33 protein-coding genes and 1 riboswitch are annotated in these 26,872 nt (G+C 49.1%); of the genes, 21 read left to right on the top strand and 12 right to left on the bottom strand.

Annotated features, from left to right (window positions below; genetic code table 11):
- Nucleotides 1-104: 104 nt before the first annotated feature.
- The 4 genes from thiC (at nucleotide 105) to thiD (ending at nucleotide 4,219) form a co-directional block, all read left to right on the top strand.
- Nucleotides 105-1,412 (top strand): phosphomethylpyrimidine synthase ThiC, encoded by a 1,308-nt coding sequence (gene thiC, locus NQ534_RS04825; RefSeq protein WP_006860821.1) that lies wholly within the window; start codon nucleotides 105-107, stop codon nucleotides 1,410-1,412.
- 172 nt (nucleotides 1,413-1,584) lie between these two features.
- Nucleotides 1,585-2,409: a hydroxyethylthiazole kinase gene (thiM, locus tag NQ534_RS04820; RefSeq protein ID WP_006860823.1), complete on the top strand. Its 825-nt coding sequence runs from the start codon at nucleotides 1,585-1,587 to the stop codon at nucleotides 2,407-2,409.
- Nucleotides 2,396-3,070: a thiamine phosphate synthase gene (thiE, locus tag NQ534_RS04815; protein WP_006860824.1), complete on the top strand. Its 675-nt coding sequence runs from the start codon at nucleotides 2,396-2,398 to the stop codon at nucleotides 3,068-3,070. Before thiM ends, thiE begins: the two co-directional genes overlap by 14 nt.
- Before the next feature lie 156 nt (nucleotides 3,071-3,226).
- Entirely contained in the window at nucleotides 3,227-4,219 is a 993-nt protein-coding gene (gene thiD, locus NQ534_RS04810) for a bifunctional hydroxymethylpyrimidine kinase/phosphomethylpyrimidine kinase (protein ID WP_006860825.1), read from the top strand.
- A 59-nt stretch (nucleotides 4,220-4,278) separates the two neighbouring features.
- Here thiD and NQ534_RS04805 read toward each other — a convergent pair whose 3' ends face one another.
- The 5 genes from NQ534_RS04805 to NQ534_RS04785 all read right to left on the bottom strand — a co-directional run bounded on the left by NQ534_RS04805 (nucleotide 4,279) and on the right by NQ534_RS04785 (nucleotide 7,426).
- Nucleotides 4,279-4,950 carry a nitroreductase family protein gene (locus tag NQ534_RS04805; protein WP_006860826.1) on the bottom strand — a complete coding sequence of 224 codons (672 nt, stop codon included), beginning with the start codon at nucleotides 4,948-4,950 and terminating at the stop codon, nucleotides 4,279-4,281.
- A gap of 170 nt (nucleotides 4,951-5,120) precedes the next feature.
- Nucleotides 5,121-5,366 carry an ArsR/SmtB family transcription factor gene (locus tag NQ534_RS04800; protein ID WP_242655323.1) on the bottom strand — a complete coding sequence of 82 codons (246 nt, stop codon included), beginning with the start codon at nucleotides 5,364-5,366 and terminating at the stop codon, nucleotides 5,121-5,123.
- A 457-nt stretch (nucleotides 5,367-5,823) separates the two neighbouring features.
- A complete protein-coding gene (locus tag NQ534_RS04795) occupies nucleotides 5,824-6,588 on the bottom strand; it encodes an MBL fold metallo-hydrolase (protein ID WP_006860830.1) in 765 nt (254 codons plus the stop codon).
- A 23-nt stretch (nucleotides 6,589-6,611) separates the two neighbouring features.
- The gene (locus NQ534_RS21700; protein WP_242655319.1) at nucleotides 6,612-6,842 is read right to left on the bottom strand and encodes a GNAT family N-acetyltransferase; all 231 of its coding nucleotides are present in this window, start codon (nucleotides 6,840-6,842) and stop codon (nucleotides 6,612-6,614) included.
- A gap of 245 nt (nucleotides 6,843-7,087) precedes the next feature.
- Nucleotides 7,088-7,426 (bottom strand): winged helix-turn-helix transcriptional regulator, encoded by a 339-nt coding sequence (locus tag NQ534_RS04785; protein ID WP_006860832.1) that lies wholly within the window; start codon nucleotides 7,424-7,426, stop codon nucleotides 7,088-7,090.
- A gap of 361 nt (nucleotides 7,427-7,787) precedes the next feature.
- On the opposite strand from NQ534_RS04785, the gene NQ534_RS04780 reads away from it, so the two are divergent.
- Nucleotides 7,788-8,417 carry an NAD(P)-dependent oxidoreductase gene (locus tag NQ534_RS04780; RefSeq protein WP_006860834.1) on the top strand — a complete coding sequence of 210 codons (630 nt, stop codon included), beginning with the start codon at nucleotides 7,788-7,790 and terminating at the stop codon, nucleotides 8,415-8,417.
- Nucleotides 8,418-8,758: 341 nt separating this feature from the next.
- On the opposite strand, the gene NQ534_RS04775 is transcribed toward NQ534_RS04780, so the two are convergent.
- The gene (locus tag NQ534_RS04775) at nucleotides 8,759-9,646 is read right to left on the bottom strand and encodes a LysR family transcriptional regulator (protein ID WP_006860836.1); all 888 of its coding nucleotides are present in this window, start codon (nucleotides 9,644-9,646) and stop codon (nucleotides 8,759-8,761) included.
- A gap of 120 nt (nucleotides 9,647-9,766) precedes the next feature.
- On the opposite strand from NQ534_RS04775, the gene NQ534_RS21390 reads away from it, so the two are divergent.
- From NQ534_RS21390 to relB, 6 genes are all read left to right on the top strand, one after another.
- On the top strand, nucleotides 9,767-10,000 hold the full coding sequence (locus tag NQ534_RS21390; RefSeq protein WP_176944174.1) for a hypothetical protein: 234 nt from the start codon (nucleotides 9,767-9,769) through the stop codon (nucleotides 9,998-10,000).
- A gap of 54 nt (nucleotides 10,001-10,054) precedes the next feature.
- Nucleotides 10,055-10,180, top strand: coding sequence for an oxidoreductase, aldo/keto reductase (locus NQ534_RS04765; RefSeq protein WP_198140189.1), 126 nt, complete (start codon nucleotides 10,055-10,057; stop codon nucleotides 10,178-10,180).
- A 15-nt stretch (nucleotides 10,181-10,195) separates the two neighbouring features.
- Nucleotides 10,196-11,026 (top strand): SDR family oxidoreductase, encoded by an 831-nt coding sequence (locus NQ534_RS04760; protein ID WP_006860839.1) that lies wholly within the window; start codon nucleotides 10,196-10,198, stop codon nucleotides 11,024-11,026.
- Between the two features lie 29 nt (nucleotides 11,027-11,055).
- Entirely contained in the window at nucleotides 11,056-11,436 is a 381-nt protein-coding gene (locus NQ534_RS04755) for a dihydrofolate reductase family protein (RefSeq protein WP_040782225.1), read from the top strand.
- Nucleotides 11,437-11,848: 412 nt separating this feature from the next.
- Complete coding sequence (locus tag NQ534_RS04750; RefSeq protein ID WP_040782228.1) at nucleotides 11,849-13,123, top strand: adenylosuccinate synthase; 1,275 nt, start codon at nucleotides 11,849-11,851, stop codon at nucleotides 13,121-13,123.
- 133 nt (nucleotides 13,124-13,256) lie between these two features.
- A complete protein-coding gene (relB, locus tag NQ534_RS04745; protein WP_143115710.1) occupies nucleotides 13,257-13,493 on the top strand; it encodes a type II toxin-antitoxin system RelB family anti-toxin in 237 nt (78 codons plus the stop codon).
- A 63-nt stretch (nucleotides 13,494-13,556) separates the two neighbouring features.
- On the opposite strand, the gene NQ534_RS04740 is transcribed toward relB, so the two are convergent.
- Genes NQ534_RS04740 through NQ534_RS04730 form a run of 3 tightly spaced genes read right to left on the bottom strand, consistent with a single transcriptional unit; the run spans nucleotide 13,557 to nucleotide 15,254 of the window.
- Entirely contained in the window at nucleotides 13,557-14,156 is a 600-nt protein-coding gene (locus NQ534_RS04740) for an HAD family hydrolase (protein ID WP_006860843.1), read from the bottom strand.
- Nucleotides 14,134-14,373 carry a hypothetical protein gene (locus NQ534_RS04735; protein WP_006860844.1) on the bottom strand — a complete coding sequence of 80 codons (240 nt, stop codon included), beginning with the start codon at nucleotides 14,371-14,373 and terminating at the stop codon, nucleotides 14,134-14,136. Before NQ534_RS04735 ends, NQ534_RS04740 begins: the two co-directional genes overlap by 23 nt.
- The gene (locus NQ534_RS04730; RefSeq protein WP_006860845.1) at nucleotides 14,370-15,254 is read right to left on the bottom strand and encodes a LysR family transcriptional regulator; all 885 of its coding nucleotides are present in this window, start codon (nucleotides 15,252-15,254) and stop codon (nucleotides 14,370-14,372) included. Before NQ534_RS04730 ends, NQ534_RS04735 begins: the two co-directional genes overlap by 4 nt.
- Before the next feature lie 219 nt (nucleotides 15,255-15,473).
- Here NQ534_RS04730 and lysA point away from each other — a divergent pair, with 219 nt between their 5' ends.
- From lysA to NQ534_RS04710, 4 genes are all read left to right on the top strand, one after another.
- Nucleotides 15,474-16,742 (top strand): diaminopimelate decarboxylase, encoded by a 1,269-nt coding sequence (gene lysA, locus NQ534_RS04725; RefSeq protein ID WP_006860846.1) that lies wholly within the window; start codon nucleotides 15,474-15,476, stop codon nucleotides 16,740-16,742.
- Between the two features lie 14 nt (nucleotides 16,743-16,756).
- Nucleotides 16,757-17,314: an HD domain-containing protein gene (locus NQ534_RS04720; protein ID WP_040782323.1), complete on the top strand. Its 558-nt coding sequence runs from the start codon at nucleotides 16,757-16,759 to the stop codon at nucleotides 17,312-17,314.
- Between the two features lie 88 nt (nucleotides 17,315-17,402).
- Nucleotides 17,403-17,503, top strand: a riboswitch (TPP riboswitch).
- A 38-nt stretch (nucleotides 17,504-17,541) separates the two neighbouring features.
- Nucleotides 17,542-18,207 carry an energy-coupled thiamine transporter ThiT gene (gene thiT, locus NQ534_RS04715; RefSeq protein WP_006860849.1) on the top strand — a complete coding sequence of 222 codons (666 nt, stop codon included), beginning with the start codon at nucleotides 17,542-17,544 and terminating at the stop codon, nucleotides 18,205-18,207.
- Nucleotides 18,208-18,352: 145 nt separating this feature from the next.
- Complete coding sequence (locus tag NQ534_RS04710; protein WP_006860850.1) at nucleotides 18,353-19,291, top strand: NAD(P)/FAD-dependent oxidoreductase; 939 nt, start codon at nucleotides 18,353-18,355, stop codon at nucleotides 19,289-19,291.
- Here NQ534_RS04710 and NQ534_RS04705 read toward each other — a convergent pair.
- A complete protein-coding gene (locus NQ534_RS04705; protein ID WP_006860851.1) occupies nucleotides 19,288-19,980 on the bottom strand; it encodes a hypothetical protein in 693 nt (230 codons plus the stop codon). The genes NQ534_RS04710 and NQ534_RS04705 overlap by 4 nt on opposite strands.
- A 139-nt stretch (nucleotides 19,981-20,119) precedes the next feature.
- On the opposite strand from NQ534_RS04705, the gene NQ534_RS04700 reads away from it, so the two are divergent.
- From NQ534_RS04700 to NQ534_RS04680, 5 genes are all read left to right on the top strand, one after another.
- On the top strand, nucleotides 20,120-21,013 hold the full coding sequence (locus tag NQ534_RS04700) for a DMT family transporter (RefSeq protein WP_040782232.1): 894 nt from the start codon (nucleotides 20,120-20,122) through the stop codon (nucleotides 21,011-21,013).
- Between the two features lies 1 nt (nucleotide 21,014).
- On the top strand, nucleotides 21,015-21,680 hold the full coding sequence (locus NQ534_RS04695) for a YkgJ family cysteine cluster protein (protein WP_040782235.1): 666 nt from the start codon (nucleotides 21,015-21,017) through the stop codon (nucleotides 21,678-21,680).
- Nucleotides 21,681-21,926: 246 nt separating this feature from the next.
- Nucleotides 21,927-22,103 carry a DUF6472 family protein gene (locus NQ534_RS21695; protein ID WP_242655324.1) on the top strand — a complete coding sequence of 59 codons (177 nt, stop codon included), beginning with the start codon at nucleotides 21,927-21,929 and terminating at the stop codon, nucleotides 22,101-22,103.
- 55 nt (nucleotides 22,104-22,158) lie between these two features.
- Complete coding sequence (locus NQ534_RS04685; protein WP_006860855.1) at nucleotides 22,159-23,415, top strand: dipeptidase; 1,257 nt, start codon at nucleotides 22,159-22,161, stop codon at nucleotides 23,413-23,415.
- A 68-nt stretch (nucleotides 23,416-23,483) separates the two neighbouring features.
- On the top strand, nucleotides 23,484-24,269 hold the full coding sequence (locus tag NQ534_RS04680) for a hypothetical protein (protein WP_006860856.1): 786 nt from the start codon (nucleotides 23,484-23,486) through the stop codon (nucleotides 24,267-24,269).
- 44 nt (nucleotides 24,270-24,313) lie between these two features.
- Here NQ534_RS04680 and NQ534_RS04675 read toward each other — a convergent pair whose 3' ends face one another.
- Both NQ534_RS04675 and NQ534_RS04670 read right to left on the bottom strand, forming a co-directional pair.
- Nucleotides 24,314-25,051 (bottom strand): SGNH/GDSL hydrolase family protein, encoded by a 738-nt coding sequence (locus tag NQ534_RS04675; RefSeq protein ID WP_006860857.1) that lies wholly within the window; start codon nucleotides 25,049-25,051, stop codon nucleotides 24,314-24,316.
- Nucleotides 25,052-25,081: 30 nt separating this feature from the next.
- Nucleotides 25,082-25,216, bottom strand: a complete 135-nt coding sequence (locus NQ534_RS04670; RefSeq protein ID WP_260043274.1) for a hypothetical protein — start codon at nucleotides 25,214-25,216, stop codon at nucleotides 25,082-25,084.
- Between the two features lie 265 nt (nucleotides 25,217-25,481).
- On the opposite strand from NQ534_RS04670, the gene NQ534_RS04665 reads away from it, so the two are divergent.
- Nucleotides 25,482-26,837, top strand: a complete 1,356-nt coding sequence (locus NQ534_RS04665; protein WP_040782238.1) for a radical SAM/SPASM domain-containing protein — start codon at nucleotides 25,482-25,484, stop codon at nucleotides 26,835-26,837.
- Nucleotides 26,838-26,872 lie beyond the last annotated feature (35 nt).

Here is a 26,872-nt window from a genome sequence, read left to right as displayed (position 1 = left end):
GGACTTCTCAGATATATTGTGAGAACCGGACCTTTCGTAAAATCAAAAGCACTTCGTAAGGATACGCATGTGGCACAGTTCTTTTGTATCGGAAAGGGAAAATCATGCAATATACAACACAAATGGATGCAGCGCGCAAAGGAATTATTACTGCGCAGATGGAGACAGTGGCGCAGAAGGAAGGGATTCCGGCGGTGGAGCTGGCAAAGCTGATGGCGGAAGGAAAGGTGATTATTCCGTGCAACAAAAATCATAAGAGCATTTCTCCGGCTGGCGTGGGCTCCATGCTGAAAACGAAAATCAATGTAAATCTCGGAACCTCCAGAGACTGCAAAAATCTGGAAATGGAGCTTCAGAAGGTGGAGAGCGCTGTTTCTATGGGAGCGGAGGCGATTATGGATTTAAGCTCCTATGGCGATACAGGAAAATTCCGCCGGATGCTGACAGAAAAATGTCCGGCAATGATTGGCACGGTGCCGATTTATGATGCGGTGGTGTATTATCATAAGCCGCTGATAAAAATCACATCGGAGGAATGGCTTGATATTGTGCGGATGCACGCGCAGGACGGCGTGGATTTTATGACCATCCACTGCGGAATTAATAAAGAGACAGCACATAAGTTTAAGAGAAATAAGCGTCTGACAAATATTGTTTCACGCGGCGGCTCGATTATCTTTGCATGGATGGAAATGACAGGAAAAGAAAATCCGTTTTACGAGCATTTTGATGAGATTCTGGAAATCTGCCGGGAATATGATGTTACATTAAGTTTAGGTGATGCGTGCAGACCGGGTTCTATTGCGGACGGCACGGACGCTGCGCAGATTGAAGAGCTGATAGCACTTGGCGAGCTGACGAAGCGGGCGTGGGAAAAGGATGTCCAGGTGATGATTGAGGGACCGGGTCATATGCCGCTCAATCAGATTGCCGCAAATATGGAAATTGAAAAAACACTGTGTCACGGTGCGCCTTTTTATGTTCTGGGGCCGATTGTGACAGATATCGCTCCCGGATACGACCACATCACCTCCGCTATCGGCGGGGCTGTGGCGGCGATGAACGGCGCTTCGTTCCTTTGTTATGTGACGCCCGCGGAACACCTGCGCCTGCCGGATGTGGAGGATGTAAAGGAAGGAATTATTGCTGCCCGGATTGCAGCGCATGCAGCGGATATAGCCAAGGGAGTTCCGGGAGCGGCCAACTGGGATAACCAGATGAGCCTTGCGCGAAAGCAGCTTAACTGGGAGGAAATGTTCCGCCTTGCCATAGACCCCGAAAAAGCGAGAAGGTACCGCGCTTCTTCAAAGCCGGAAAAAGAAGATACCTGCAGTATGTGCGGAAATTTCTGCGCAGTGAAAAACATGAACCGGATTCTGGACGGGGAAATCGTGTCTATTTTCGATGAGTGATACCTAAGGTCTGCCGCGTCCGGTGTCTGCCGGAGAATAAAGTGTTCTGTTTCGCCGGATGCCTGTAAAGAAAACGCTGTTCTGTCCGGCGCTTGTAATGAAAGAGCGGATTTTGGAAAGTCTGCCGGAGAATTTAACATAACAAAAAGAGAATGAGAAGGAGAATAAAGAAATGCTAGGAAAAATGCTGGAAAATGTGAGAGAGAAAACGCCGCTGGTACATAACATCACAAATTATGTGACAGTAAACGATTGCGCCAATATTCTGCTGGCGTGCGGAGGTTCGCCGATTATGTCGGACGACATTGGAGAAGTGGAGGAAATTACCTCCGTGTGCGGCGGTCTGAATATCAATATCGGGACGCTGAATGAGCGCACCATCCGGTCAATGCTGGCGGCAGGCAAAAAAGCGAATGAGCTGGGACATCCGGTAATCCTGGACCTGGTCGGGGCCGGAGCGTCCGCACTTCGCACCAATACCGCAAAAAAGCTTCTGGAGGAAGTGAGATTCAGTGTTATCCGCGGAAATATCTCAGAAATTAAGACCCTTGCGCTGGGAGGCGGAACGACAAAAGGGGTGGATGCAGATGTTGCGGATAAGGTGACGGATGAAACCCTGGATTCTGTCATTGCCTTTGCGAAAGCCTTTTCAGAAAAAACAGGAGCTGTAATCGTAATCACCGGCGCGACCGATATTGTGGCGGATTCACAAAAAGCATATGTGATTAAAAACGGGGTGCCGACAATGTCTCAGATTACAGGAAGCGGATGTATGCTGACGGCGATGACAGCGGCGTACATCACTGCAAATCCGCAGCAGCTTCTGGAGGCTGCCGCTGCGGCAGTATGTGCTATGGGCCTTTGCGGAGAGAAAGCGGAGGCTGTGAGAAAAGAACAGAATGCGGGTAATTCCAGCTTCCGGAATTATCTGATAGATGAGGTATATAAACTGGATGGCAGGATGCTGGAAGAGGGTGCGAGGTATGAAATTTGCTAAAAGTACGCAATCCGTCAGGGACGCCATGCTTTTGTATGCGGTGACGGACCGTATGTGGCTGAATGGACGCAGACTGTGCGACGTTGTGGAAGAAGCTGTAAAAGGCGGGGCAACGATGGTGCAGCTTCGGGAAAAAGAGCTCTCCTTTACAGAATTTTTAAGTGAAGCGGCAGAGATTAAAAAGGTATGTGAGAAGTACCGGGTCCCGTTTATTATTAATGATAATATAGAGGTAGCGCTGGCGTGTGATGCGGACGGTGTTCATGTCGGACAGAGCGATATGGAGGCTGCGCGTGTCAGAGAGAAAATCGGCGCCGGTAAAATCCTCGGCGTGTCTGCCCAGACGGTACAGCAGGCGCTGGAGGCGGAGAAAATGGGAGCGGATTATCTTGGAGTCGGAGCAGTATTTACAACATCTACAAAAAGTGATGCGGATTATGTGCCATATGAGGAGCTGAAGGCAATCTGTCATGCGGTAAAGATTCCGGTCTGTGCCATCGGTGGTATTTACAGACACAATATGATGCAGCTTGCAGGCTCCGGCATTGACGGGGTGGCGCTCGTCTCGGCTGTTTTTGCAGCGGAGCATATAGAGACGGAATGCCGGAAGCTGCTTGCTATGTCAAAGAAAATGACAGCTCTGAAGACTGACCGGCTATAGGGGGAAATGACAGTACGGAAAGCTGACCGGCTACAGAAGGGAAATGACAGTACGGAAAGCTGACCGGCTATAGAGGGAAAATGACAGTACGGAAAGCTGACCGGCTACAGAAGGGAAATGACAGTACGGAAAGCTGACCGGCTATAGGAGGAAAAAATGACGGCGAAGGTACTTACAATCGCCGGTTCCGACTGCAGCGGCGGAGCCGGAATACAGGCGGATTTGAAAACCATGATGGCACATGATGTTTATGGGATGAGTGTCATTACCGCACTGACAGCGCAGAACACAACAGGTGTCTATGGGATACTGGAAACACCGCCGGAGTTTGTGGCGCAGCAGATAGACTGTGTATTTCAGGATATTCGTCCCGATGCGGTAAAAATCGGCATGGTGCCGGACTGCGGAATTATGGAAGTGATTGCAGAAAAGCTGAAACAGTATCAGGCGGAAAACATCGTGATTGATACGGTCATGATTTCCACAAGCGGGCACAGATTAATGAGTGAACAGGCAATGCAGACCTATACGGAAAAGCTGCTGCCACTCGCAGCGGTTATTACACCGAACCTTCCGGAAGCGGAGGCATTATATCAATATGAGACAGGCGCCGGAATCCGGGCAGAGAAGGGCTCTTATCAAAATGAGACGGGCGCCGGAATCCGGGCAGAGAAGGGCTCTTATCAAAATGAGACAGGCGCAGGAATCCGGGCAGAGAAGGGATCTTTTCAAAATGAGACGGGCGCGGGATTTCATGCTGGTTCGGAAGAGGATATGAAGAGAATGGCGGAGAAAATCGCCGGACGGTATGGCGGGGCGCTGCTTATAAAGGGCGGACATCTGTGCGGGGATGCGGCAGACCTGCTCTGTGAAAACGGAAATTTTCACTGGTTCAGGACAGAACGTATACAAAATCCGAACTCTCACGGGACAGGATGTACACTTTCTTCTGCAATCGCCTGCAATCTTGCAAAAGGAAAAACAGTTTATGAAAGCGTGTATGCCGCAAAAGAATATGTGACAGACGCGCTCCGGGCGGGATTGAACCTTGGCAGAGGCTCCGGTCCGCTGGCGCATAACTGCAAAATTGGAAGAGGCTCCTGTCCGCTGGCGCATAACTGCAAAGACCAGGAGTATGGCAGTCTGTAAAGACGGGAACCGGCAGGATATCGTGCAAATGCAGGGGAGCTGATTGGCTCCCCTGTCTGTTATCCCCACTGAAAGTTTTCTTTTCCGGCGCCGATTTCAAAATGATACTTTGCAATGCCGGCATCCATTTTTGTGTAAAATCCGGTTCCGGGTTTCAGCGTAACAGTATTTCCATTTAAGGAGAATTTGAATTTCTGCTGGTTCATTGCAGTGGGAGCCAGCAGAGCCGCTTCGATGCCTTTGCGGAACCATTCCGGTACCGGACCGTCCACATTCATCACCGCATCCGGCTGCTTTGATTTGTGGGGAACGCCTTTTGTTTCGCCATAGCCGATGGCAATCACAAGACATAATTTTTCGCCGCTGTTTACCTGGAATGCTGTTTTGATTTTGCTGTATGTCATTGCGACCCAGCAGGTATTCAGTCCGAGCTGCTGTGCTTTCAGAACGACCTTTTCTCCATAATAGCCGCATTTTTCTTCCAGTCCGCTGCCTTTTTTTCCGATTACGGCAATATAATTTTTAACGCCGGAAAATTTTCCGTAATGCGCCATAAATCCGTCAAATGCCTGCGGCTCGTTTAACACAAGCTGCATATGCATCCCGCTTTCCCGGTTACATTGTTCAATATAAGACAACAGCTCACTTCTGACGTCGCCGTCTATGGCTTTGCTGCTGTAGGAGCGGACGGAATGCCGCCTCCTGATTGCTTCCATTAAATCTAAATCCATATTCCATTACCTCCGTCACAAATTGTATAATTATCATGAGTGCATCTGGAACCGGAAATCTGTTCCGGAGTACAGTCTGTAACATAAAGCTGCGGTCTGCAGCAGGTGAAGAAACCTTAAAGTCTGCGTTACGGGAATACAACTTAAAGTCTGTGCCATAAACCGGCAGCTTATTCTTCACTTCTGTCCGGAGCATTTTCCATGATTCGCCGGATATCACAAAAAAGGTCGATAACCTTCTGGATCTCACTGCCCTCCGGCGCTAAATAATAATAGACGTATGTCCCTTCCTTGCGTGTTTTGACAATACCGGCATTCTTCAGTATCTGCATATGATGTGAAACCGCCGGGCGCGACAGATTTGTTTTTTTAGCGATATCAACCACCCGGCTTCCGCTGCATTCGCTGCAGAGCAGAATGGATAAAAGATGCTGCCGTGTTTCGTCTCCAAAAGCAGTAAATATCTGCTGACATGATTGAAACTGCTGTTTTATGCGTTCTATGTCCTGGACTGTATTTTCCGTAAAAACCGCCTCCTCTGTTTGAGCACTTGAACAAAAGCATTATATCACAAAAAATGACGGACAGATTATCTGTAAAGAAAATCGAGACCGATAATTATCCGCAGCTTCGTACCAGCTTCTCATGCATAAGAATCATAAGCAATAAGATAACTGATAAAAATACCGGAAACAGCGCGATGCTGGATGTCCCGGATGAATCTTTCTCCGTACCGGAATGCGTTTTCCGGAGGATATAAAGATTTTGGTTCTATTATCCATAGGTATCCCCACTATTTTACTTCGCTATATCGAGGACTCTATATAGCATATTGAGGTTCTATGTAATTGTCAAATGTTTTCAGAACAGAATTCAGATATGAATCTGGAAATTCTCATATTGGAAAATGCCGTTTCCCTGTTCTAGTTTTCCCGCATCTGACAATGTGTGAAAAGCTGTTTCTATCTTTTCTATTATGGAAACCGGGATGGATAACTGATGGTGTCCGGGAAAAATGTGCTCTGTCTCGAAAGATTGAACTTTTCTGACGGACATCCAGAACTGTTCGGGATCTGTAGATGGATAAAAGGCGTCAAGACAACCGCTGTATATCAAATCTCCGGAATATAAATATTTCCTGTCTGGTTCGTAGAAGCAGCAATGTCCCGGAGAATGACCGGGCGTGTGGATAACAACAAGATTGCGCTCACCAAGGTCGATAGAATCTTTATCATGCAGAAGCATTTGAGGAATACCTTGAAAAATCCGGTACTCGTCTATGTGAAAACTCTGGGGAAAGTCACATGGTCTGCACATAAGATTATTTTTTACCGTTTGCAGGGGTATCGGAAACCTGACCGACAACCAGTCTTTTTCCGCTTCATGTACCGCAATAATTTCAAAATACCGATGTCCGCCAATGTGGTCCCAGTGAACATGAGTAGTAACTACGATAACAGGCAATTTCGTCAGACCGTCAACAATCTCTTTGATATTGGAAACACCCAGACCTGTATCGATAAGAACGGCCCTTTGCTTTCCGCATAGCAGATAACAATGTGTCTCCTCCCAGTGCCTGTATTCACTGATAGCGAATGTATCGCTGTCTATTTGTTCAATGGTAAACCAGTTGTCCATGTGGCGTTCTCCTTTTTTATTTCTTATTTTTCCATTTTAACAAGATATTCGGTGGTTCCTTCTTCAAACTGCTTCTGACCTGTCAGGCGAAATCCGTGCCTTTGATAAAAGGAAATGGCTCTGGTATTTTTTTCCAGTGCCAATAAATTATCTGCATGAAATTCCTTTATGGCATATTCAATCAGTTCCCTGCCGATTCCCTTACACTGGAAGAAGGTGTCCACATATAATTTACAAATCTCGGTTCCGTTCATTTGAAGAAAACCCTTTATTAACCCGTCATCAAAGACATAGATGTTTTCCAGAATCTCTTTTTTTCTGAAATAATTATCGATTAATGAAACTACCTGCAGCTCCCCGAAGGAAAAGGTAGCCTCTTTAAAGAGCTGACTAAAAAACGGCCGCCGGACATTTTTGTCGTATGCATGGCAACACAAAAACCAGCTTGAAACCGGGTGCTGACATAAAAACCAGCCTGAAAGCGGCTGGTCAATATGCTTTACGAATGATAGGATGCTTTGTAGCCCTCGCCCCAATTCCACATTGCATCAAGAACAGGCTTCAGACTGTACCCAAGCTCGGTAAGAGAATACTCTACTCTTGGCGGCACCTCTGCATACACATGACGGTTTACGAGCCCGTTTGCCTCCATATCGCGAAGCTGTGCAGTTAATACTTTCTGAGATACATTTCCGATAGATTTTTTCAACTCTCCAAAACGCTTTGTGCCGGGCAGCAAATCCCGGAGAATCAATACTTTCCATTTATCCCCTATAAGAGTTAGGGTAGTTTCTACCGGGCAGGCCGGTAATTCCTTTTTATTAATCTGTTCTGCCATACTGCTTACCTCCCAATATATACATAGTTTCTTTTTGGTAACTACAGCATAATATTACGCCTGCATTACGAATAGGCATTATGGATGTATCATAGCATTGTGCCGGATGAAAGTCAAGGCACGCGGTAGAATCTTCTGGATATTGTTTCCAGCTATTGATTCCAGCCGGTGCCGGTCTGTAATTTGGATTCCATAATCTGCCGGGAAGCTTTCCATTAGTTCCCTTTTGGTAACTACAGCACATTATTGTGCTTACTTTACAGTGGAAACCGCTCTGTTTATAATACAGACAAGAGCTGACGAGAACGGCCGCTCCAAAGCTTGATCAAATAAGTAATGATAAAACAGGGAGGAATTTAACATGAAGATAGCAGTGATTTGTGCAAATGGAAAAGCTGGAAGACTTATTGTAAAGGAAGCCGTGGACAGAGGACTGGATGTAACAGCCATTGTCCGCTCGGATAATACAACCGCAGCGAAGCAGGTCCTGAAAAAGGATTTGTTCGATCTGACGGCTGATGATCTGAAAGGATTGGACGCAGTAGTGGATGCCTTTGGTGCATGGACGGAAGATACGCTGCCGCAGCACAGTACCTCTTTGAAGCATTTGTGCGATATCCTTTCCGGTACGGATACCCGGCTGCTTGTGGTGGGCGGCGCTGGCAGCCTGTATGTAAATCCCGAACATACCGTTTGTGTGGCAGATGGTCCGGATTTCCCCGATATTTTCAAGCCGCTGGCAGCTGCTATGGCAAAGGCGCTGGGCGAGCTTCGGGAACGGAAGGACGTCAGATGGACCTATATCAGCCCTGCCGGTGATTTTCAGGCGGAGGGCGAGCGCATCGGAAAATACATTTCCGGCGGTGAAGAATTAACACTCAATTCCAGGGGCGAGAGCATTATCAGCTATGCAGACTATGCCATCGCAATGGTAGATGAAATTATAAACGGCGCAAACATTCAGAAGCGCATCAGTGTTGTAAGAGAGTAAATAATATTAAAATGAATTTCGGGAAGGTCTGTTCTATGAAGCCCGGTATCATGGCGAGCCGGCCTGTGTGTTTGTCGGGAAAGATGACCGCCCAACAATCCGGGCAACCGGCATGTGGCGGTCTTTGAAGCGCCCATTACAAAGTTGCTTTCCGTCAAATCTCTGCGGGAGGAATACGCCGGACTTCTGGAACAGAAACGGAAAGTCTGCTCTGCTTACAAGCGGGCAATGCTCTCAGGGGTTTGGGGATATGTCATTAACAAGTAATTTGGCAGGAAATCCGGGTACGGATTCCTGCCAAATTGCTTGCGAACTTGATTTTACATATTTATTTTGACGAGTTATTTCAGTTTTTTCACTTCGTTTACAAACCGCACCACATCTTCCGGCGGATCAAGCGCATACAGAAGTCCATAGGGAGAACTGTAATCCCAGTTTACCGGAATTGTTACAAGAGCTGGATGGATGTCTTTCCAACATTCGAGAATTAAAAGGACATTTCCGGTTTCCACACAGCGATTAAAAACAGAAATATCATAAAAATGCGGCGTGTCCTCAATCTGGATTGCCGGATGATTGCGGGTTAAATCTTCGCGGATACGGTCATTCACTTCGGAGTCTCCCTGCTTTACCATCATCAGGGTTTCGCCATACAGATCGGAAATTTCAAGCTGCTTTTTCTGTGCCAGCGGATGTTCTCTGGAGACTGCGCACATTTTTCGGTATCTTCCCAAAGGCAGCATATTACATTTATCAAGCCAGAGTTTAGAGTCACAGACAGCAAGAAGAAAGTCAAATTTTTCTCCAAGCTGTGCGATTTCTGAAAGGATGCCTTCATGGTCATCCTCGAAAGGAACAAGATGCAGCTTGTAATTCGCAAATTCTTTGTTGACGCGGTACCACAAATCCATAAAAGGTTTTGCCGGATTCAGCATGGAGGTTCCGACACAAAAAGTTGTATCGCAGATATTCATGGCTTGTCTTGCGTTTTCTATGGAACGTCTGGAATAGTCAAAAAGAAATTTGGCGTCCCGGTAAATCACATCGCCCGCAGGGGTTAAAAAGATTCCGCGGGGCGTTCTTTCTATCAATTTTAAGTTCAAATGCTTCTCCAAAGAATTAATCTGTTTCATCACGGCAGTGGCGGAGATAAACAGCTTTTCTGCCGCTTTAGAAAAGCTTCCACAGTCTGCAACACAGACAAAAACTGTTAGCTGGCTGTTATACATACGAGTTACCTCCTGGAAAACTTTAAACTTTAAGTTGAAACTATGGTAACATAACGGAGATTCTCAGTCAAGAAAAAAGAGTTTATAATGGAGACAGAACAAAAGAAAGGAGCAGGTGAGATGGCAGAGATGATTGTGTACTTCTCGCGCAAGGATGAAAACTATGTGAGCGGTACGATCAGAAAGCTGGACATCGGCAATACGGAAATTGCAGCGGGGCTTCTTCAAAAGCTGACCGGCGCAGATTGGAAAAGGACTTGCTTTGAGAGGCGCGAGCGTGAATTACGCAGAACCGGAAATCAAAGAGTGTCTGGAAGAAATAAAAAAATAATAACTGGAGGATGTAAAAAATGATTTTTAATGCAGCTTGGGCTGCTTCCCCTTCCGAAAACTGCAAACCCGGAACATATGCAAAACAACGCAGAGGTAGATTTTGTGATTTCCGATGCTGACATGGAAATCCTAAAAACGATGGAGCAAATTGAGGACTACGGCGAATACAGCGGATTCCCGGTCTTTGGCGGGAAACTGTAAGAAAGGAGAAATACAATGAAGGATGTAATGATTTTAACTGGCGCCGGACAGATTGGTATGGCGATTGCCAGAAGAATGGGCTACGGGATGAAAATTGTGGTTGGCGATAAGAAACTGGAAAACGCAGAGGCGATTTCCAAAACCATGAACGATGCCGGATTTGATACAGTTCCGGTGGAAATGGATTTATCTTCCCGTGAATCCATTCTGAATCTGATTGAAGAAGCAAAAAAATATGGGGAAATCTCCATGCTGGTCAATGCGGCGGGCGTTTCTCCCAGTCAGGCGCCGATTGAAGCGATTCTTAAAGTAGATTTGTACGGTACGGCGGTGCTGCTTGAGGAAGTCGGAAAAGTCATTAAAAAAGGCGGTGTAGGCGTGACGATTTCCAGCCAGTCCGGGTGGCGTATGCCTGCTCTGACAGACGAGGAAGATGAACTTTTAGCTACTACGCCAACGGAAGAATTGCTGAATCTTCCCCTGCTGCAGCCGGAAAACATCCGGGATACGCTGCACGCTTATCAGATGGCGAAACGCTGCAATGAGAAGCGGGTGATGGCGGAAGCTGTTAAGTGGGGCAAGCGGGGCGCCCGTATCAATGATATTGCCCCCGGCATTATTGTGACGCCGCTGGCGATTGATGAATTTAACGGTCCCCGCGGTGATTTCTACAAGAATATGTTTGCAAACTGCCCGGCGGGACGTCCGGGAACCGCAGATGAAGTGGCAAATGTGGCGGAGCTGTTAATGAGCGACAAGGGAGCCTTTATCACCGGTTCTACCTTCCTGATTGACGGCGGGGCAACGTCCAGTTATTTTTACGGTCCGTTAAAGCCGCAGGATTAAAAAACGATAGAATGAAAGGAAACAAGAAGATGAACAGACCTTATATTTTTTGCTATATGATGACTTCTCTGGATGGGAAGATCATGGGGAAATACATGGAAACACCGGAAGGCAGCGCCGCCGGAGATGTGTTTTACAATATTTCTTTCGGCAAAAAACTGTTTGGCATTGAAACGCTGATGCTTGGCGGTGGCGGCGTCCTGAACTGGTCTTTTATACAGGCTGGAATGTGTGATGAAGTGAGTGTTGTCATTGCCGCAGCTGCGGATGGTTCTACGAATACCCCGGCGCTGTTTTCCGCGAAGGGCGGGTTTGCCCCGGAAATGCCGGTCTGCTTTTCGCTGCAGAGCGCGGAGGTCAGGAACGGCGGAAGCGTCTGGCTGCGCTATCTGGTGAAAGAAAAGGAGTAAAAATCATGGAAAAAATAACAAGTGTATTCCCTATGGGAGATAAGAAAGTAGAGGTTCCAGCAGAGGGAGCCTCCAACGAATGGCTGGAGCCGGTCAGCGATGAAGGATACAGCAAGCTGTAATACGGCTCCTTCGGAACGGCTATTCAGCAGCGGTGTCCGGTGTTTCTCTTGTAGATATCGTTTTTTTGGACAGATCACGCCGGAGGTAAGAGGATATCCGGAAATTTGCGGATGAAATCATCCCCCAGATTCGGAAAGCGGAATATGATGCAATGGAGCGGCTGACCCCGGAACAAAGAGAGAATCACTTTTTTTGCTAAGTTTCAGTATTACTTGCGTTTCCGGAATAGTTGTAGTATAATGTCTGCGGATAACGGACGGGCGTATGCGCCCGGAGAATGGAGGTACTTATGGTACAGGCAGTAGTAGGAGCAAACTGGGGAGACGAGGGAAAAGGCAAGATTACAGATATGCTTGCAGAAAAGGCGGACATTATTGTGCGCTTTCAGGGCGGAGCAAATGCAGGACACACCATTGTAAATGATTATGGGAAATTTGCGCTGCATACTTTGCCGTCCGGCGTGTTTTACGGGCATACCACCAGCATTATTGGAAATGGTGTTGCGCTGAACATTCCGGTACTGTTTAATGAAATAAAAAGTATAGTGGAGCGCGGCGTCCCGATGCCGAAGATTCTGGTGTCAGACCGTGCGCAGATAGTGATGTCATATCACATACTGCAGGACCAGTATGAGGAGGAACGTCTGGCGGGGAAATCTTTTGGGTCCACAAAATCCGGGATTGCGCCGTTTTATTCCGATAAATATGCGAAGATTGGTTTCCAGGTAAGCGAGCTGTTCGATGAGGAGCTGCTGAAGGAAAAGGTTTACCGCATCTGTGAACAGAAAAATGTTATTTTTGAGCATCTTTATCACAAACCGGCAATTAAGCCGGAGGAGCTGCTGAAGGAGCTGGATTCCTACCGGGAAATGATTGCGCCTTATGTGTGCGATACTTCCGCCTTTTTGTGGAACGCCATTAAAGAAGGAAAGAATATTCTGCTGGAGGGGCAGCTTGGTTCCCTGAAGGATCCGGACCACGGCATTTACCCGATGGTTACTTCTTCCTCCACGCTGGCGGCTTATGGTGCAATCGGGGCAGGCATCCCGCCATACGAAATCAAAAAGATCGTTACGGTGGTAAAAGCATACTCCAGCGCGGTCGGCGCAGGTGCTTTTGTCAGTGAGATTTTCGGAGAGGAAGCGGATGAGCTGCGCCGCAGAGGCGGAGACGGCGGCGAGTACGGCGCTACGACCGGCAGACCGCGCCGCATGGGCTGGTTTGACTGCGTTGCATCAAAATACGGATGCCGCCTGCAGGGAACAACGGATGTGGCATTTACGGTGCTGGATGTCCTTGGCTATCTGGACGAGATTCCGGTGTGCGTAGGCTATGAGATTGACGGGGAAGTGACGACTGATTTCCCGACAACGCCGAAGCTGCAGAAAGCGAAGCCGGTGCTGAAAAGGCTTCCGGGCTGGAAGACAGACATCCGCGGAATCAGGACATACGCGGAGCTTCCGGAAAATTGCCGGAACTACATTGAATTTGTGGAGAAGGAAATCGGCTTTCCGATTACCATGATTTCAAACGGACCGGGAAGAAACGATATTATTTATCGGTAATTTCTGTGAAAAATAACATATTGAATGTAAAATAAACATAGACGAAAAATGACTAGCGAATGCGCCCCAAATCCTTGCAGACGGATTCTGACTGGCTTATAATGTTTGACAGATGCAAAGGAGTCAGGACATTATGAAACAGTATAAAAGAATTCGGGAGTTGCGGGAAGACAGAGACCTGACACAGGCGAAAATGGCGCACACGCTGAACATCACACAGCGGACGTACAGCCGTTATGAAAATGCAGACAGTATGATGCCTTTGGACATTCTGGTAAAGCTTGCGGATTTTCATGATGTGAGTACGGATTATCTTCTGGAGCGGACGGATATAAAGAAACGTTACCCCAGAGAGAAGGAACATGAATAAGAGCATATTAAGAAACGACCGGAAACCTGTGAGGGAATCCGGTCGTTTTCTTCAGATAAAATGTTATTTATCACTTATTGCAAGCCTTGCAAGTACATCCTCCGGGGAAGAGAAGACCTCAGCCTGCAGTCCCATTTCCCTTGCCGCCTGCACATTTGCAGGGTTGTCGTCAAAGAAAACGGCTTCCTCAGGACAAATCTGAAAGCGGCGGCAAAGCTCTGCATAAATCCAGCGGTTCGGCTTGACCATCTGCACCTCGTAGGAAAACAGTCCGCCATCCATCAGCGGGATAAAATCCAGGGCGTCTTCGGTGCGGCTGCGCCCGTATTCCCCGTAATTGGAGAGATAATACAGCCGGTATCCGGCATCACGCAGCCTCTGCAGCAGCGATTTTGTGTAGGGATACTGATAAATCGTCCTGCCGATATCTGCAACCAGACGGCGGATATCATCCGCGTACTGCGGAGCGTGGCTGATAAAACGCGCTGTGACCTCTTCTGTGGTCAGCACGCCGCGGTCCATCTCGTTCCAGTCGCTGTGCCGGTAGACGGCATCGGCGAGCGTTTCATATTTTTCTGCGGAGAATCCGTAGGATCTCAGACTGCTCTGCCAGTCGTAGGCGACCAGTACATTTCCGATATCAAAGATTACGGTGTTTATCATCAGACCCTCCCTCGTTTTCGCCATCATGCTTTAATAAACGGTACATCAGATTGTATACATAGAGCAGTACCGGAAGGATAATTGTTGTGCCAAGGCTGATTTTAAACATATCGTATGCCCAGGGGCTGTCGATCAGCGCAAAAATCAGTGTGAAGACGTATAAAAGAACCAGCAGGACGACGCCTGTCAGAGCAAGAATGCGTTTTGTTTTTTTCATACTGTATCCTCCGTGTCAGCTCCGACGCTTTCCAGGAAAAGGCCAAGCGCATGACTGTCTATCCGGTTTTCCGGAATTACAATGTGATTCTGGATGGTCGGCGCTTCGAAATCGAGCAGCGGAATGGAAATCAGCTTTCCTTCATCCAGATAATTCTGCACAAGCGTGCGCGGGAGAAATGTGCAGCCGATTCCCTCAAGAAGGTACGGCAGCAGATGCGTCAGCTTGTCAATCTCAAAGGGGAAGGAATAATTTTTCGGGAACAGGTCGCGGATAAAGGTGCCGTTGTCCTGAATCATAAAATCACAGTAAAGATAATTCAAATCCGGGAGCTGCGACTGGCGGACGCCGTCCTTGTATTCCTGGTGGACCGGCGAGGTGACAAGCACCAGGTCGTCGGTGTGAAACGGCTTGCAGATGAAGCCGGCTTTTTTCAGGGGGATATATGTAAACGCCAGGTCCAGCGTACCGTCCTGCAGCATACGCAGCAGCGTGCCGGAGTGGTCGATGATGACTTTCAGCGAAATATCCTTGTGATTGCGGATGTAGTCCATAATCGGCTGTCCGAGGTAGCAGTCATATACAGTATTCACGGTGCCGATACGCAGCGATTCGGAAAAGGTGTGAAGCATACTGAGTTCCTCTATCGCGGAAGCCTCCAGGGCGACAATGCGTTTTGCATAGCTCAGAAAATGAAGCCCCTCCTCCGTCAGCTCAACGTTTTTGCGGTTGCGGATAAAAAGCTTTTTACCAAGCCCTTTTTCCAGCTCCATGATGCGGTTGGTAACGGTTGACTGCACGATATAGTAGCGGTCGGCAGTCTGGGTAAAATTCTTCAGCTCGGAAAGTGTAATAAATGTTTTTAAATTCTCAATATTCATGTGAACCTCTTATCGAAATAGCAAATTAGTTTTTTCATAAAATTCATTATACAAATTTTATCGCCATCGCTATAATAAGTCAAGAGGAAGATGAAGAAGGAATAAAGCGCAGGGAATTAACCGTTGCTGTGAACGGAGTGAACAGTTCGGCTTTGCGGATGGCGCGGGCTGAATGATTAAAATGACAAACGAATAAAGGCGACAGGAGGAAAAACAGAAATGAACAAAGTATACACAAAGGTGACAGACAGCCTGGATTTTTTCGAGGGACACAATCCGGTGGAGCTGGCAAAAGAATATCAGACGCCGTTGTATGTATATAATGAAAGAATTTTAAGACAGCGCTGCCGTGATCTGAAAAACATGGTGACGTATCCGAAATTTGTGGTGGATTATTCCGCAAAGGCAAACAGCAATCTTGCGTTTCTGCAGGTGGTAAAATCCGAGGGGCTGGAGGTAGACGCCATGTCTCCGGGAGAAATTTATGTGGAGCGGGCGGCAGGCTTTGCTCCGGAGGAGATTTTTTATATCGGAAATAATGTATCCGCAGAGGAAATGCAGTATGCAATCGATGCCGGAGTGCGCGTCAGCGTGGATTCTTTAAGCCAGCTTGAGCAGTTTGGACAGCTTGCGCCGGGAGGCGAGGTTGCCATTCGTTTTAATCCGGGCGTTGGCGCCGGACATCATGAAAAGGTGATAACAGCGGGCAAAAAAACAAAATTCGGTATTGAACCGAAGTATATTCCGCAAATCAGGGAGCTGCTGGAAAAATATCACTTAAAGCTGGTGGGGATCAATCAGCACATCGGCTCGCTGTTTATGACGGGCGAAGCCTTCACGGCAAGCATCGCGGCGCTTCTGGAGATTGCAAAACAGTTTCCGGAGCTGGAGTTTATCGATATGGGCGGCGGCTTCGGTATTCCATATAAAAAAGAGGAGGATCAGGCTCCGCTGGATCTGAAGGGGCTTGGCGCGGCAATCGACGAGGCTCTCTGGAAGTTTACGCGGGAATATGGCAGAGAGGTGACCTTCCGCATCGAGCCGGGACGCTATATCTCGGCGGAGTGCAGTGTGATTCTCTCAGAGGTGCATTCTGTAAAGCACAATAACGACAAAAAGTTTGTTGGCTGCGACTGCGGCTTTAATGTGCTCCAGCGCCCGATTATGTATGATTCCTATCATGGGATTGAGGTGTACCGCGGTTCTGAGGTGAAATCTGAAAAAACAGAGCCGGTGACGGTGGTCGGCAATATCTGCGAGAGCGGCGATATTCTGGCGAAGGACCGTGTGCTTCCGGAAATTTTCAAGGGCGATATCCTTGGCATTCTGGATGCCGGAGCCTACGGCTTTACGATGGCGTCAAATTATAACAACCGCCTGCGCCCGGCGGAGGTAATGCTGCGGGAAAACGGAGAGGTCGTGCTGATTCGGGAGCGCGAGGAATTAGAAGACCTCCTGCGGCATATGATACCGTTAAAGAATATCTGATGACAGAGGGTTTTATGGCTGATTATATTACAACTTATTCCAGAATACATTTTACTCCGCTTGCTCCGCAGGCGGAGGATATTGTGATTGAGGATATTGCGCATCCGCTGTCCTTTCTCACACGGGCAAACGGACATTTTCCGCAGTTTTATTCGGTGGGGCAGCACTGTATACAATGCGCAAGAGAGGCAATCGCCCGTGGATACAGTGAACGCCTGGCGCTGGCGTGCCTGCTGCACGATGCCAGCGAGGCGTATCTTTCCGATATTACCCGTCCGGTCAAGAAAAATCTGCCCGGCTACCGGGAAGCAGAGAAGGTGCTGCAGGACGCCATATACCGGAAGTTTCTCGGAAGTGTGCCCAGGGAGGACGAAGAGCGCTGCATAAAAAATGTGGACGATACCTGTCTGTATTTTGAATTCCTGCATTTTGCCGGTGAAAAGCTGTATGAGCAGCCGGGGAAAATGCTGTCCGTGGCGGATTTCTCGCTGCGTCCCTTTGCGGAGGTGGAGATGGAATTTACGGAATTATTTGCGGAGCTCTACAATAAGTGCGCCGCGCAGAGGTCTTAATGCTCCCGGCTCTGTTTTTTTGGATATACAATGCTTGACATTTGGATGGCTGGTGGTACAATAGATAAGAAATGACAACTACATAGCATTTTTATGCTAGGGGAGCCTTTGGCTGAGAAAGCACTGCGGTGCTGACCCTCACTACTTGAACCGGGTAATACCGGCGTAAGGAAGCAGACTACCGAAGAAGCTCCTCCTGTCAAATTTTATTTTTAGGAGGTTTTTTTATGTCATTTTTTGTATCAGAGGTGGATGGAGAACTGCTCCTCACCACGGCGGGCAAAGTGGGAACGGCTGTGATTCTGGCGGCGCTTCTCATCGGTGCGGCACTGATTGCCGCGAAACTGGGCAACGGAAAGAAAAAAGCGGGCACAAAGCAGCTTGTGTTCTGTGCAATGGCGATGGCGCTTGCGATGGTAACATCCATGCTGAAGGTGTATGAGTTCCCGTTCGGCGGTTCTGTAACCCTGTTCAGTATGCTGTTTATCTGTCTGGTCGGTTATCTTTACGGACCGGCGACCGGCATTATGACAGGTATGGCTTACGGCGTCCTGCAGTTTCTGATTGACCCGTACATTCTGTCCCCGGCACAGGTGCTGGTGGATTATCCGCTGGCGTTTGGCGCACTCGGTCTGTCCGGCTTCTTCTGCAACGCGAAGGCGGGGCTGATAAAGGGTTACATAGCAGGTATCTGCGGACGGTGGGTATTTGCGGTGATTTCCGGATGGATTTTCTTTGGAGAATATGCGTGGGAGGGATGGAACACGCTCGCATATTCGATGGCTTATAATGCCTGCTACATCTTTGCGGAGGGAATTGTCACAGTGATTATTCTGTGTATTCCGGCTGTTGCAAAGGGACTTGGACAGGTTAAGGAAATGGCGAACAGCTAAAGTAATAAGATGCATTGACACGTTGCCCGGCGAAATGCCGGGCATATTTTTTGCCCTTCTGCGCATACTCTGTTTAGAAATATAATCCGGCGGCGGACAGAAAACGGGACTGGAACAGGATAGAAACAGGAGGAACGGGGAGCAGATGGCGGAGAAAAAACGATTGTATGATGCGGCGATAGTGGGCGGCGGTCCGGCGGGACTGACGGCGGCGATTTATCTTGCACGGGCGGGATTTCGCACGGTGGTGATGGAAAAAGAAAATATCGGCGGGCAGGTGACCTCCACCTGGGAGGTCGCAAATTATCCGGGGGTATCGGCGTGCAGCGGCTATGAGCTGGCGGATACCATGCAGCGGCAGGCGAAGGAGTTTGGAAGCGAATTTTGTTTTGCAAAGGCGACAGAGCTGGAGCGGGAAGAAAAACACTGGCGTCTGACGGCGGGACAGAAGGAGGTCGCGGCGCGGGCGGTGGTGCTTGCGATGGGAGCTGTTCCGCGAAAAGCGGGCTTTGACGGAGAGGAGGCTTATACCGGACACGGTGTATCTTATTGCGCAGCGTGCGACGGAGCGTTTTTCCGTGGAAAAGAGATTTTCGTGGTGGGTGGCGGTGTGGCAGCCGTGGAGGAGGGCATTTTTCTGACACGTTTTGCCAGAAAGGTGACGCTGGTGGTGCGCCGCGATGAGTTTTCCTGTCCGCCGTCGGTATCCGGCAGAATACGGGAGCAGGAAAAAATGGACGTACGCTTCTGCACAAAAATAAAGGCGGTTGCCGGAGAGAATGCCGTAACAGAAATCACATTTTATGACAGCAGACAGGACAGGGAGTGGACAGAGTGCAGCGGGGAAGGATACGGAGTGTTCGTGCTGGCGGGGCGTATGCCGGATACCTCCTGGCTTCCGGAGGCACTGGCGCGCGATGAGGCAGGCTATCTTCTGACGGATGAGAACAGAAGGACGGCGCTGCCCGGCGTATATGCGGCGGGAGATATCTGCGCGAAAAAGCTCCGCCAGATAGCAACGGCTGTCTCGGATGGAGCCATTGCTGCGGCGGAGCTGGAAAAATATCTTCAGTTATCAGATTAATTTGTGACACAGACGTGGTTGTCGTACAGGCTTCCCTTCGGGAAGGAGTATCCGCAGGTCGGGCACTGGACATACTCAGTTCCCTGCGGGAGACCAAGCGACGCATTTTCCTGGGCAAGGTGCGCCGCATAGGAGCCGTCGGATACGCTGAACCACTGGTAACAGTAACCGCACTGCTGTGAATCATCGGTGCCGCCGGACGGAGCATCCGTCTGCTGCGCCTCGGTCTGCTGTGCATTCGTCTGCTGCTGATTGGCAGGGGGCGTATCGCCGTAGCCATACATATCCGCCCATGCCTTTTCCTGGGCTACGTGAACGGAATACACGGTAGTGCCGTCGCCGTTTGACGCCAGGGAAATCTGCTGGTAGCAATACGGACACTGTGCGGTACCGGCAGAATTTTCCGTCTGCGCCGTGCTCTCTGTCTGTGTGGAAGAGCCTGTGGTGGACGGCTTTGCGGCAGATGCCTTTACGGTTGTTTTTTCTGTTTCCGTTGTATTCTTCACACTGGTATTCTGTGATTTCTTTTCGGTCGTTTTTTCTGTTTCTTTTTCCGTTTCGGATTCAGATTCTGTCTCGGAAACGGTGGTAGTTTCACTTTCTGTTTCTTCTGCTTTTTTACGGCAGCCGGTGAGGCTCAGCATTCCGCAAAGCGCAAGCAGAAACAGCAGTCTGCCTTTCTTTGCCATTATTATCCCCTCCTGTATTTCATATGTTGCCTTTATGCGCCTATCTTATCACTTCACCATGAAAAAATCAACAAGATAAGTAATATTTGACGAAGCAGGGAATTTGTAGTATAAAGAGTAGGAGAAAGAGGGAGAGAGTATGAACCGCAGCTTGCGTGGAACGGTCTGTACAATGACAGGAGCTGTGCTCTGGGGTTTTTCCGGGGCATGCGGACAATATTTGTTTACCAATTATCAGGTGGATTCGAGCTGGCTGACAGCGGTGCGGATGCTGACGGCGGGGATTCTTCTGACACTTTTTATTTTTGTGAAGCAGAAAAAGTGTGCGGTGGGAATCTGGCGGAATAAGCGGGATGCCATGCAGGTGGTGGTTTTTGCTGTCTGCGGGCTGCTGTTCTGCCAGTATGCTTATCTGACGGCGATTTCTTATTCGAATGCCGGCACGGCTACGGTGCTGCAGTATCTGGGACCAGTGCTGATTATGATTCTGGTGTGTCTGCGGGGACGCCGTCTGCCGACGGGGCGGGAAGCAACTGCGGTGGTTCTCGCAGTGCTTGGTACGTTCCTGCTGGCGACGCATGGAAATCTTTCCACAATGGTGCTGACAGAGAAGGGGCTGCTCTGGGGTCTGATTGCCGCGGTAAGTCTGGCATGTTACACATTGCTTCCGGCACGTATTATCCCGAAATGGGGCAGCATGGTCGTCACCGGCTATGGGATGCTGATTGGCGGAGTGGTGCTTGCCTGCGGTATCCGCATCTGGCAGATACCGGTGCATCTGGATATACGCGGCTGGCTTGCCGTGGGCGGCGTCGCGATAGCGGGGACGCTGGTTGCTTATACGCTGTATCTGCAGGGCGTCGGGGATATCGGTCCGGTGAAGGCGAGTATGCTCGCAAGTATTGAACCGGTGTCGGCTACGCTGCTGGCGGTCTTCTGGCTTGGCAGCTCTTTCGGGGCGTTTGATCTGGCAGGTTTTGTGTGTATCATGACAACGGTATTTCTGCTTACCTGCAGAAGGAGCGGAGAATAATATGAGACGTGAGGTTTTGGCTGCCGATTTAGAAAAACTTTACTCGGCGAACGATATGGTTAAAATAGGCTGCGGCGGTTGCCGCGGCTGCTGTGATTGTTGCACGGGAATGGGGGAATCCATTGTTCTGGATCCTCTGGATGTGTGGCGTCTGGAAAAGGGGCTGGATACCGGCTTTGCGGGACTGATGGAGCGCTTTGTGGAGCTGCATCCGGTGGACGGCATTCTCCTGCCGAATCTGCGCATGGAGGGGGAAGCGGAGAAATGTCCCTTTTTAAATGAGGAAAAACGCTGCGCGATTCACGCCTTCCGACCGGGGCTGTGCAGGCTGTTTCCGCTTGGACGTATCTACGAAAACGGAAGCTTCCGGTATTTTATCCAGCAGCAGGAATGTCCCGTGCAGCCGAAAACAAAAGTGAAAATCAGTAAATGGCTGGACATCGGACAGCTTGCGCAATATGAGACATTTGTACTGCAGTGGCATAATCTTCTGGAAGAGACCGGGGCAATGGCTGAAGCACAGAAGGACGAACAGCTCACAAGGGATTTGAATGTTTACCTTCTGGAAAGCTTCTATCAGAAACCGTACGATGGACGTGACTTTTATGTGCAGTTTGAGGAACGGCTGCAATACATGAGAAAGCTGCTGAAGATTCTTGGCAGATAGTGCAGGCAGGAAAGCAGGCGGAAATGTCTGGCGGAAAAAGTGAGGCATAAGAAGTACGGCAGAAAAAGTCTGGCACAGGAAGTGCAGGCGGAAATGTCTGGCGAAAGAAGTGCGGCACAAGAAGTGCAGCAGAAAGAGTCTGGCGAAAGAAGTGCGGCACAAGAAGTGCAGGCAGAAAAGCCGCAGGCGGAAAAATCCGGGTGGGAGCGGAACCGGTGTGCCGGAAACAGAGAGGGGAAGGGCAGAATGGGCGGAATATGCGAAAGCTGTGCATATTATATGTATGATGATGATTATGAAAGCTATGTGTGCGACATAAATATGGATGAGGACGAATATATGCGGCTGATGTCTGACAGCCATTACCGCTGCCCGTATTACCGCAATGGCGACGAGTATGCGGTTGTGAGAAAGCAATGTTAAACGGAAGGGGCGCACAGCTGCCGTGCAGAAAAATGTCCGGGTGCGAAGAGCGGTCATGCAGAAAAGTGTCCGGGCGGACAGGGCGGTCATGCAGAAAAGTGTCCGGGCGGGCAGGGCGGTCATGCAGAAAAATGTCCGGGTGCGCAGGGCGGACGGATGCAGGGAGGATTTTATGAAATATATCGATTTACACAGTGATACATTTACTATGTTGCATTACCCGAAGGAAGACCTCTTAGATAATAAGAGAATGGTTTCCATTCCGGCGCTGCAGGATGGAGAAGCATGGATACAGTGTTTTTCGGCATTTGTGCCAACCGGCTATTTCCCGCATCTTTGCAGAGACGCATTTGTCTGGAAAAGATTTTGTGATATTGCGGATAAAAAGGATGCGCTGCTGGAACATCACAGTGATGTTCTGGTTCCGGTGGAATCCTGGGCGGACGTGGAGCGGCTGGCAGGGCAGCAAAAAGCCGGGGAGCGCCGCACAGAGGCAGAAAAAACGGATGTGGAGCGGCAGAATGTGGAGCGCTGCACAGAGGCAGAAAAGACAGATATGGAGCGTCTGGCAGAGCAGCAAAAAGCTGGAGAGACGGGGGCTTTGGAAGATCCGGCGGCAGAGACGCGGAAGGATAGCGGAAAAATCGGCGTTATTTTTACCGGAGAGGACCTTGGGGTTATCGGAAGTGATTTGCGAAAGCTGGATACTGTTTATCAGCGGGGTGTGCGGATTGCGACGCTCACCTGGAATCATGAGAACGCGATCGGTTTTCCGAATTCTGCGAAGCCGCAGGTAATGCAGGCGCCGCTGAAGCCGTTTGGTACCGAGACGGTTGAGAAAATGAATGAGCTTGGCATAGTCATTGACGTTTCCCATCTGTCAGACGGCGGATTCTGGGATGTTGCGCATGTAAGCAGCAAGCCGTTTATTGCAACACATTCCAACAGCCGGGAAATCACAAATAATCCGCGTAACCTTACGGACGCCATGATTAAAGCGATTGCAAAAAGAGGCGGCGTAATCGGGATAAACTTTGCGCCGCAATTCTTAAGCGGGCGCGGGGATGATACCAGCCGCATCCGTGACATACTGCGTCACATAAGACATATACGAAATGTGGGCGGAAGTGATGTGCTGGCGATTGGAACGGATTTTGACGGTATCCGCGGACATCTGGAAATAGATAGTCCGGCGAAAATGCCGCTGCTGGCGCATGTACTGACAAAGTGCGGCATGAAGGAATCGGAGCTGGAAAAAATATTTTACAAAAACGCTCTGCGGGTATTCCGGGAAGTATGGCGTGAAAAGTAAACAAATATGTAAATGGAACGAAAGCAGTGGTGTGTAACAGGAGAACAGACTGCAGGAGGGAAAAAGAAATGAAAACAATGGAACCAATGGATAAACAAAAAGCGATGCGCATGGCGATGAACGGCAGAATGTGTCTGCTTTCCGTCGGAATCATGGTGATACTTGTTGCGGTGACAACTACCATGATGTATGGAATCAATATGATACTTATTGCAGTGGAAGCAACGAAGGGAACAGAGGAAATTGTTGAGCTCATGGCGGAAACCAATATGACAGTCGGCATGGCATGGGCGATGGGAGCCTGTTTCCTGCTGACGGCGATAGTGGAAATGTTTACCGGTATCAGCGCGGTGCGTTTTTCTAACCGTGTAGACAGGGCTTTCCTTTTAAAGAAAATCGTGCTCGTACTGCTTGGAGTAGAAATCCTGATGCAGATTGTGTTATTCTTTATGCGGTCGCTGAGTCTTGGAATGTTGTTTACGGCAATCGCGCTGCCGCTGTTTATGCTCTGGGGTGTTACACGTCTCTGTAAACTTGCAGAGCAGGATCCGGAGCGTGTTTATGCTGTTCAGACGGAAAAGGTAAAGGAAAAACAGCGCCAGGAGAGTGCGGCGGCAAACGGAAAGAGCCTGCGTGAGCGGGCTATGATGAAGGCATCGGAGCCGAAGCCGGTACGTGAGATAAAAGAAAACGCGGAGCAGACGCCCGAAAAAGAGGCAGATGAAGAAAGCGTGGAGCAGACGTCCGAAAAAGAGGCAGACGAAGAAAACGCGGAGCAGATGGCGGAGAGAGAAGCAGACGAAAAAATCACAGAATCGACACCAGAAAACGGGACAGAGGAAACCGTGCAGTGACAGCGTAATGCAGCGGGTCCGGGCGCTGCATTACAGCAGAGGCTTCAGACATCGTAGTGCGGCAGCAGAAGCTGCGCAAGCAGACGATGTCCGGCAGGCGTCAGATGGATGCCGTCGGTGGTGATGGCGGAATATCCTTGTCTGCGCGCGGCATTATTTAAGCTTTCCTGAACCGGGAGAAAGGGCACGCCTGCTTCGGCAGCGGTTTCCGCCATGATGGTTTCCGCCTGGGCGACGACGGGCATCCAGCCGGCATACTCCTGCGGCTGCGGAAAGAGAAACGGACCGACGGCGAGAATCCGCGCCGGGGCGCGTCCGGGCATCATTTCAGAAAAATCGTGTGTGCATGGCTGCGGGACTGAGGGGGATTCGGACGGGACATCTGCGGAAACAGGGCGCTGTGCCGGGGCGCGTCCGGGCGCCGTTTCAGAAAAACTGCGTGTTCTGCGTACAAGCACGGACAGGAGCTCCTCATACTGCTGCGGGAAGTCCTGCGCTTTTAGGGAAACGCCCGTGTTCATGGCGATGCCCACATTGTTGATACCAATCTGCACTGTAATAAAATCGGCGGTTTCCCAGGCGGTATCCCGGCGCAGATGACGGATCAGGGCGGCGACTGAAAATCCGTCAAATCCCCGGTTGTAGAAAACTGCTTCCGGAAATTTTTTTCTGAGCTGTGCTGCGATCAGAGAAACGTAGCCGTCTCCCAATCCGTCACCGCCCGGCATCCACAGCCGGTTGGAAGCGGTAATGCTGTCTCCGGCAAAATAAAATACAGGCATAGGAATTCTCCTTTCAAAATTTAATCCAGTTTATTGTTTCAGCAGTTTCTTTTTAAGTGTTATGGAAAACAGGAGTGAAATCATCACATTCTTTGGCATGTTATTTTCATTTTTTCTTTTTAGGGCAATCAGATTTTCATCTGCCTTTTTTTCATAACTTTCCATGTCAATTTTCTCCCAGTTTAACAACTCGTTTCCAGTATCATTTTAGCACAAAGATGTGGATACTTCTACCATTTTGCCCCGTAATGGGTGGATGCGGCATACATTTTACCAAATTTACAGACAGATATTTTGAAACATTTTTAGACAAACAGGGGAGGAGTGTCTGATTTTGGGATATTCTCCCTATATTTGTCCATAGCGGAAAAACAAAAGACCCTATAGAATGATGGTGTTAAATGAGAAAGCACAGAAAGGAGAACTTGCTATGGATGTATCGACAACTATTAAAAAATTTGGACTGGAGCAGGCGTTTAATTACCTTTATAAAGACCCGGAGAAGAATCTTCTTAAAATGATGGACTGGGCGGATAAATTTGCCGGAAATGAATTTGTATCCCAGAGAAAAATCGTCCGGGAAGCAATGACCAACCCGGAGCATCCGTATTATGGATATATCCGTCACATTATCAAAGATATTGATCCGCATGTCATGAAAACGACGGCGGTAAATTTCTTTATCAATGCGGCGATGATAGGCTGGCCGAAGCAGAATGAGTGCCGTGAAAAATACGGATGTAACATTCCCTGGACGATTCTGCTGGATCCGACAAGTGCCTGCAACCTGCATTGTACCGGCTGCTGGGCAGCAGAATATGGTAATAAACTGAATCTTACCTATGACGAGATTGACGGAATCATAGAGCAGGGAAAGGAACTGGGCGTATACCTGTATATTTACACCGGCGGAGAACCGCTGGTCCGCAAGAAGGATTTGATTCGTCTCTGTGAGAAGCATTCGGACTGCGTTTTCCTCTGCTTCACGAACGGAACGCTGATTGACGAAGCATTTGCCGACGAAATGCTCCGGGTGGGAAATTTCGTTCCGGCGATTTCCCTGGAGGGCTTTGAAGAAGCAACAGATCTGCGCCGCGGCGATGGCGTATTCAAAAAAGCGACGGCGGCGATGGAGCTCCTTAGGAAAAAGAAACTGTTTTACGGTATTTCCGCCTGTTACACAAGCGCGAACTTTGCATCTATTACATCGGAAGAATTTTTTGACAGCCTGATTGACATGGGAGCCTACTTTATCTGGTATTTCCACTATATGCCGGTTGGAAATGACGCCTCCCCGGAACTGATGCCGGCGCCGGAGCAGAGAACGGAAACATACCGGCGCATCCGCCATTACCGGGCAACCAAGCCGTTGTTCGCTATGGATTTCCAGAATGACGCGGAATATGTGGGAGGCTGTATCGCGGGAGGACGCCGTTACTTCCATATTAATGCGAATGGAGATATCGACCCGTGCGTATTTATCCATTACTCCGATTCCAACATCCGGGAGAAGACGATTCTGGAGGCACTGCAGTCCCCGATGATGATGGCGTACCACGATAACCAGCCGTTCAATGAAAATATGCTGCGTCCATGTCCGATGCTGGAAAATCCGGAAAAGCTCAGAAGCATGGTAGCCGGAACGGATGCACATTCTACAGATCTGCAGTCTCCGGAAACCGTGGAGCATCTTTGCGCGAAGTGCGACAAGTATGCGGAGCACTGGAAGCCGGTGGCAGATGAATTATGGGCGGAAAACAGAAAAAACAAAGCAGAAAAAAAGTAATGAAAGAGAAATACCGGATGGAGGAGGAAAGGCCG

The organism is Marvinbryantia formatexigens DSM 14469, assembly GCF_025148285.1.
Taxonomy (GTDB): domain Bacteria; phylum Bacillota; class Clostridia; order Lachnospirales; family Lachnospiraceae; genus Marvinbryantia; species Marvinbryantia formatexigens.
The sequence above is the reverse complement of the archived record's forward strand: the minus strand, read 5'-3'. Positions and strand labels throughout refer to the sequence as shown.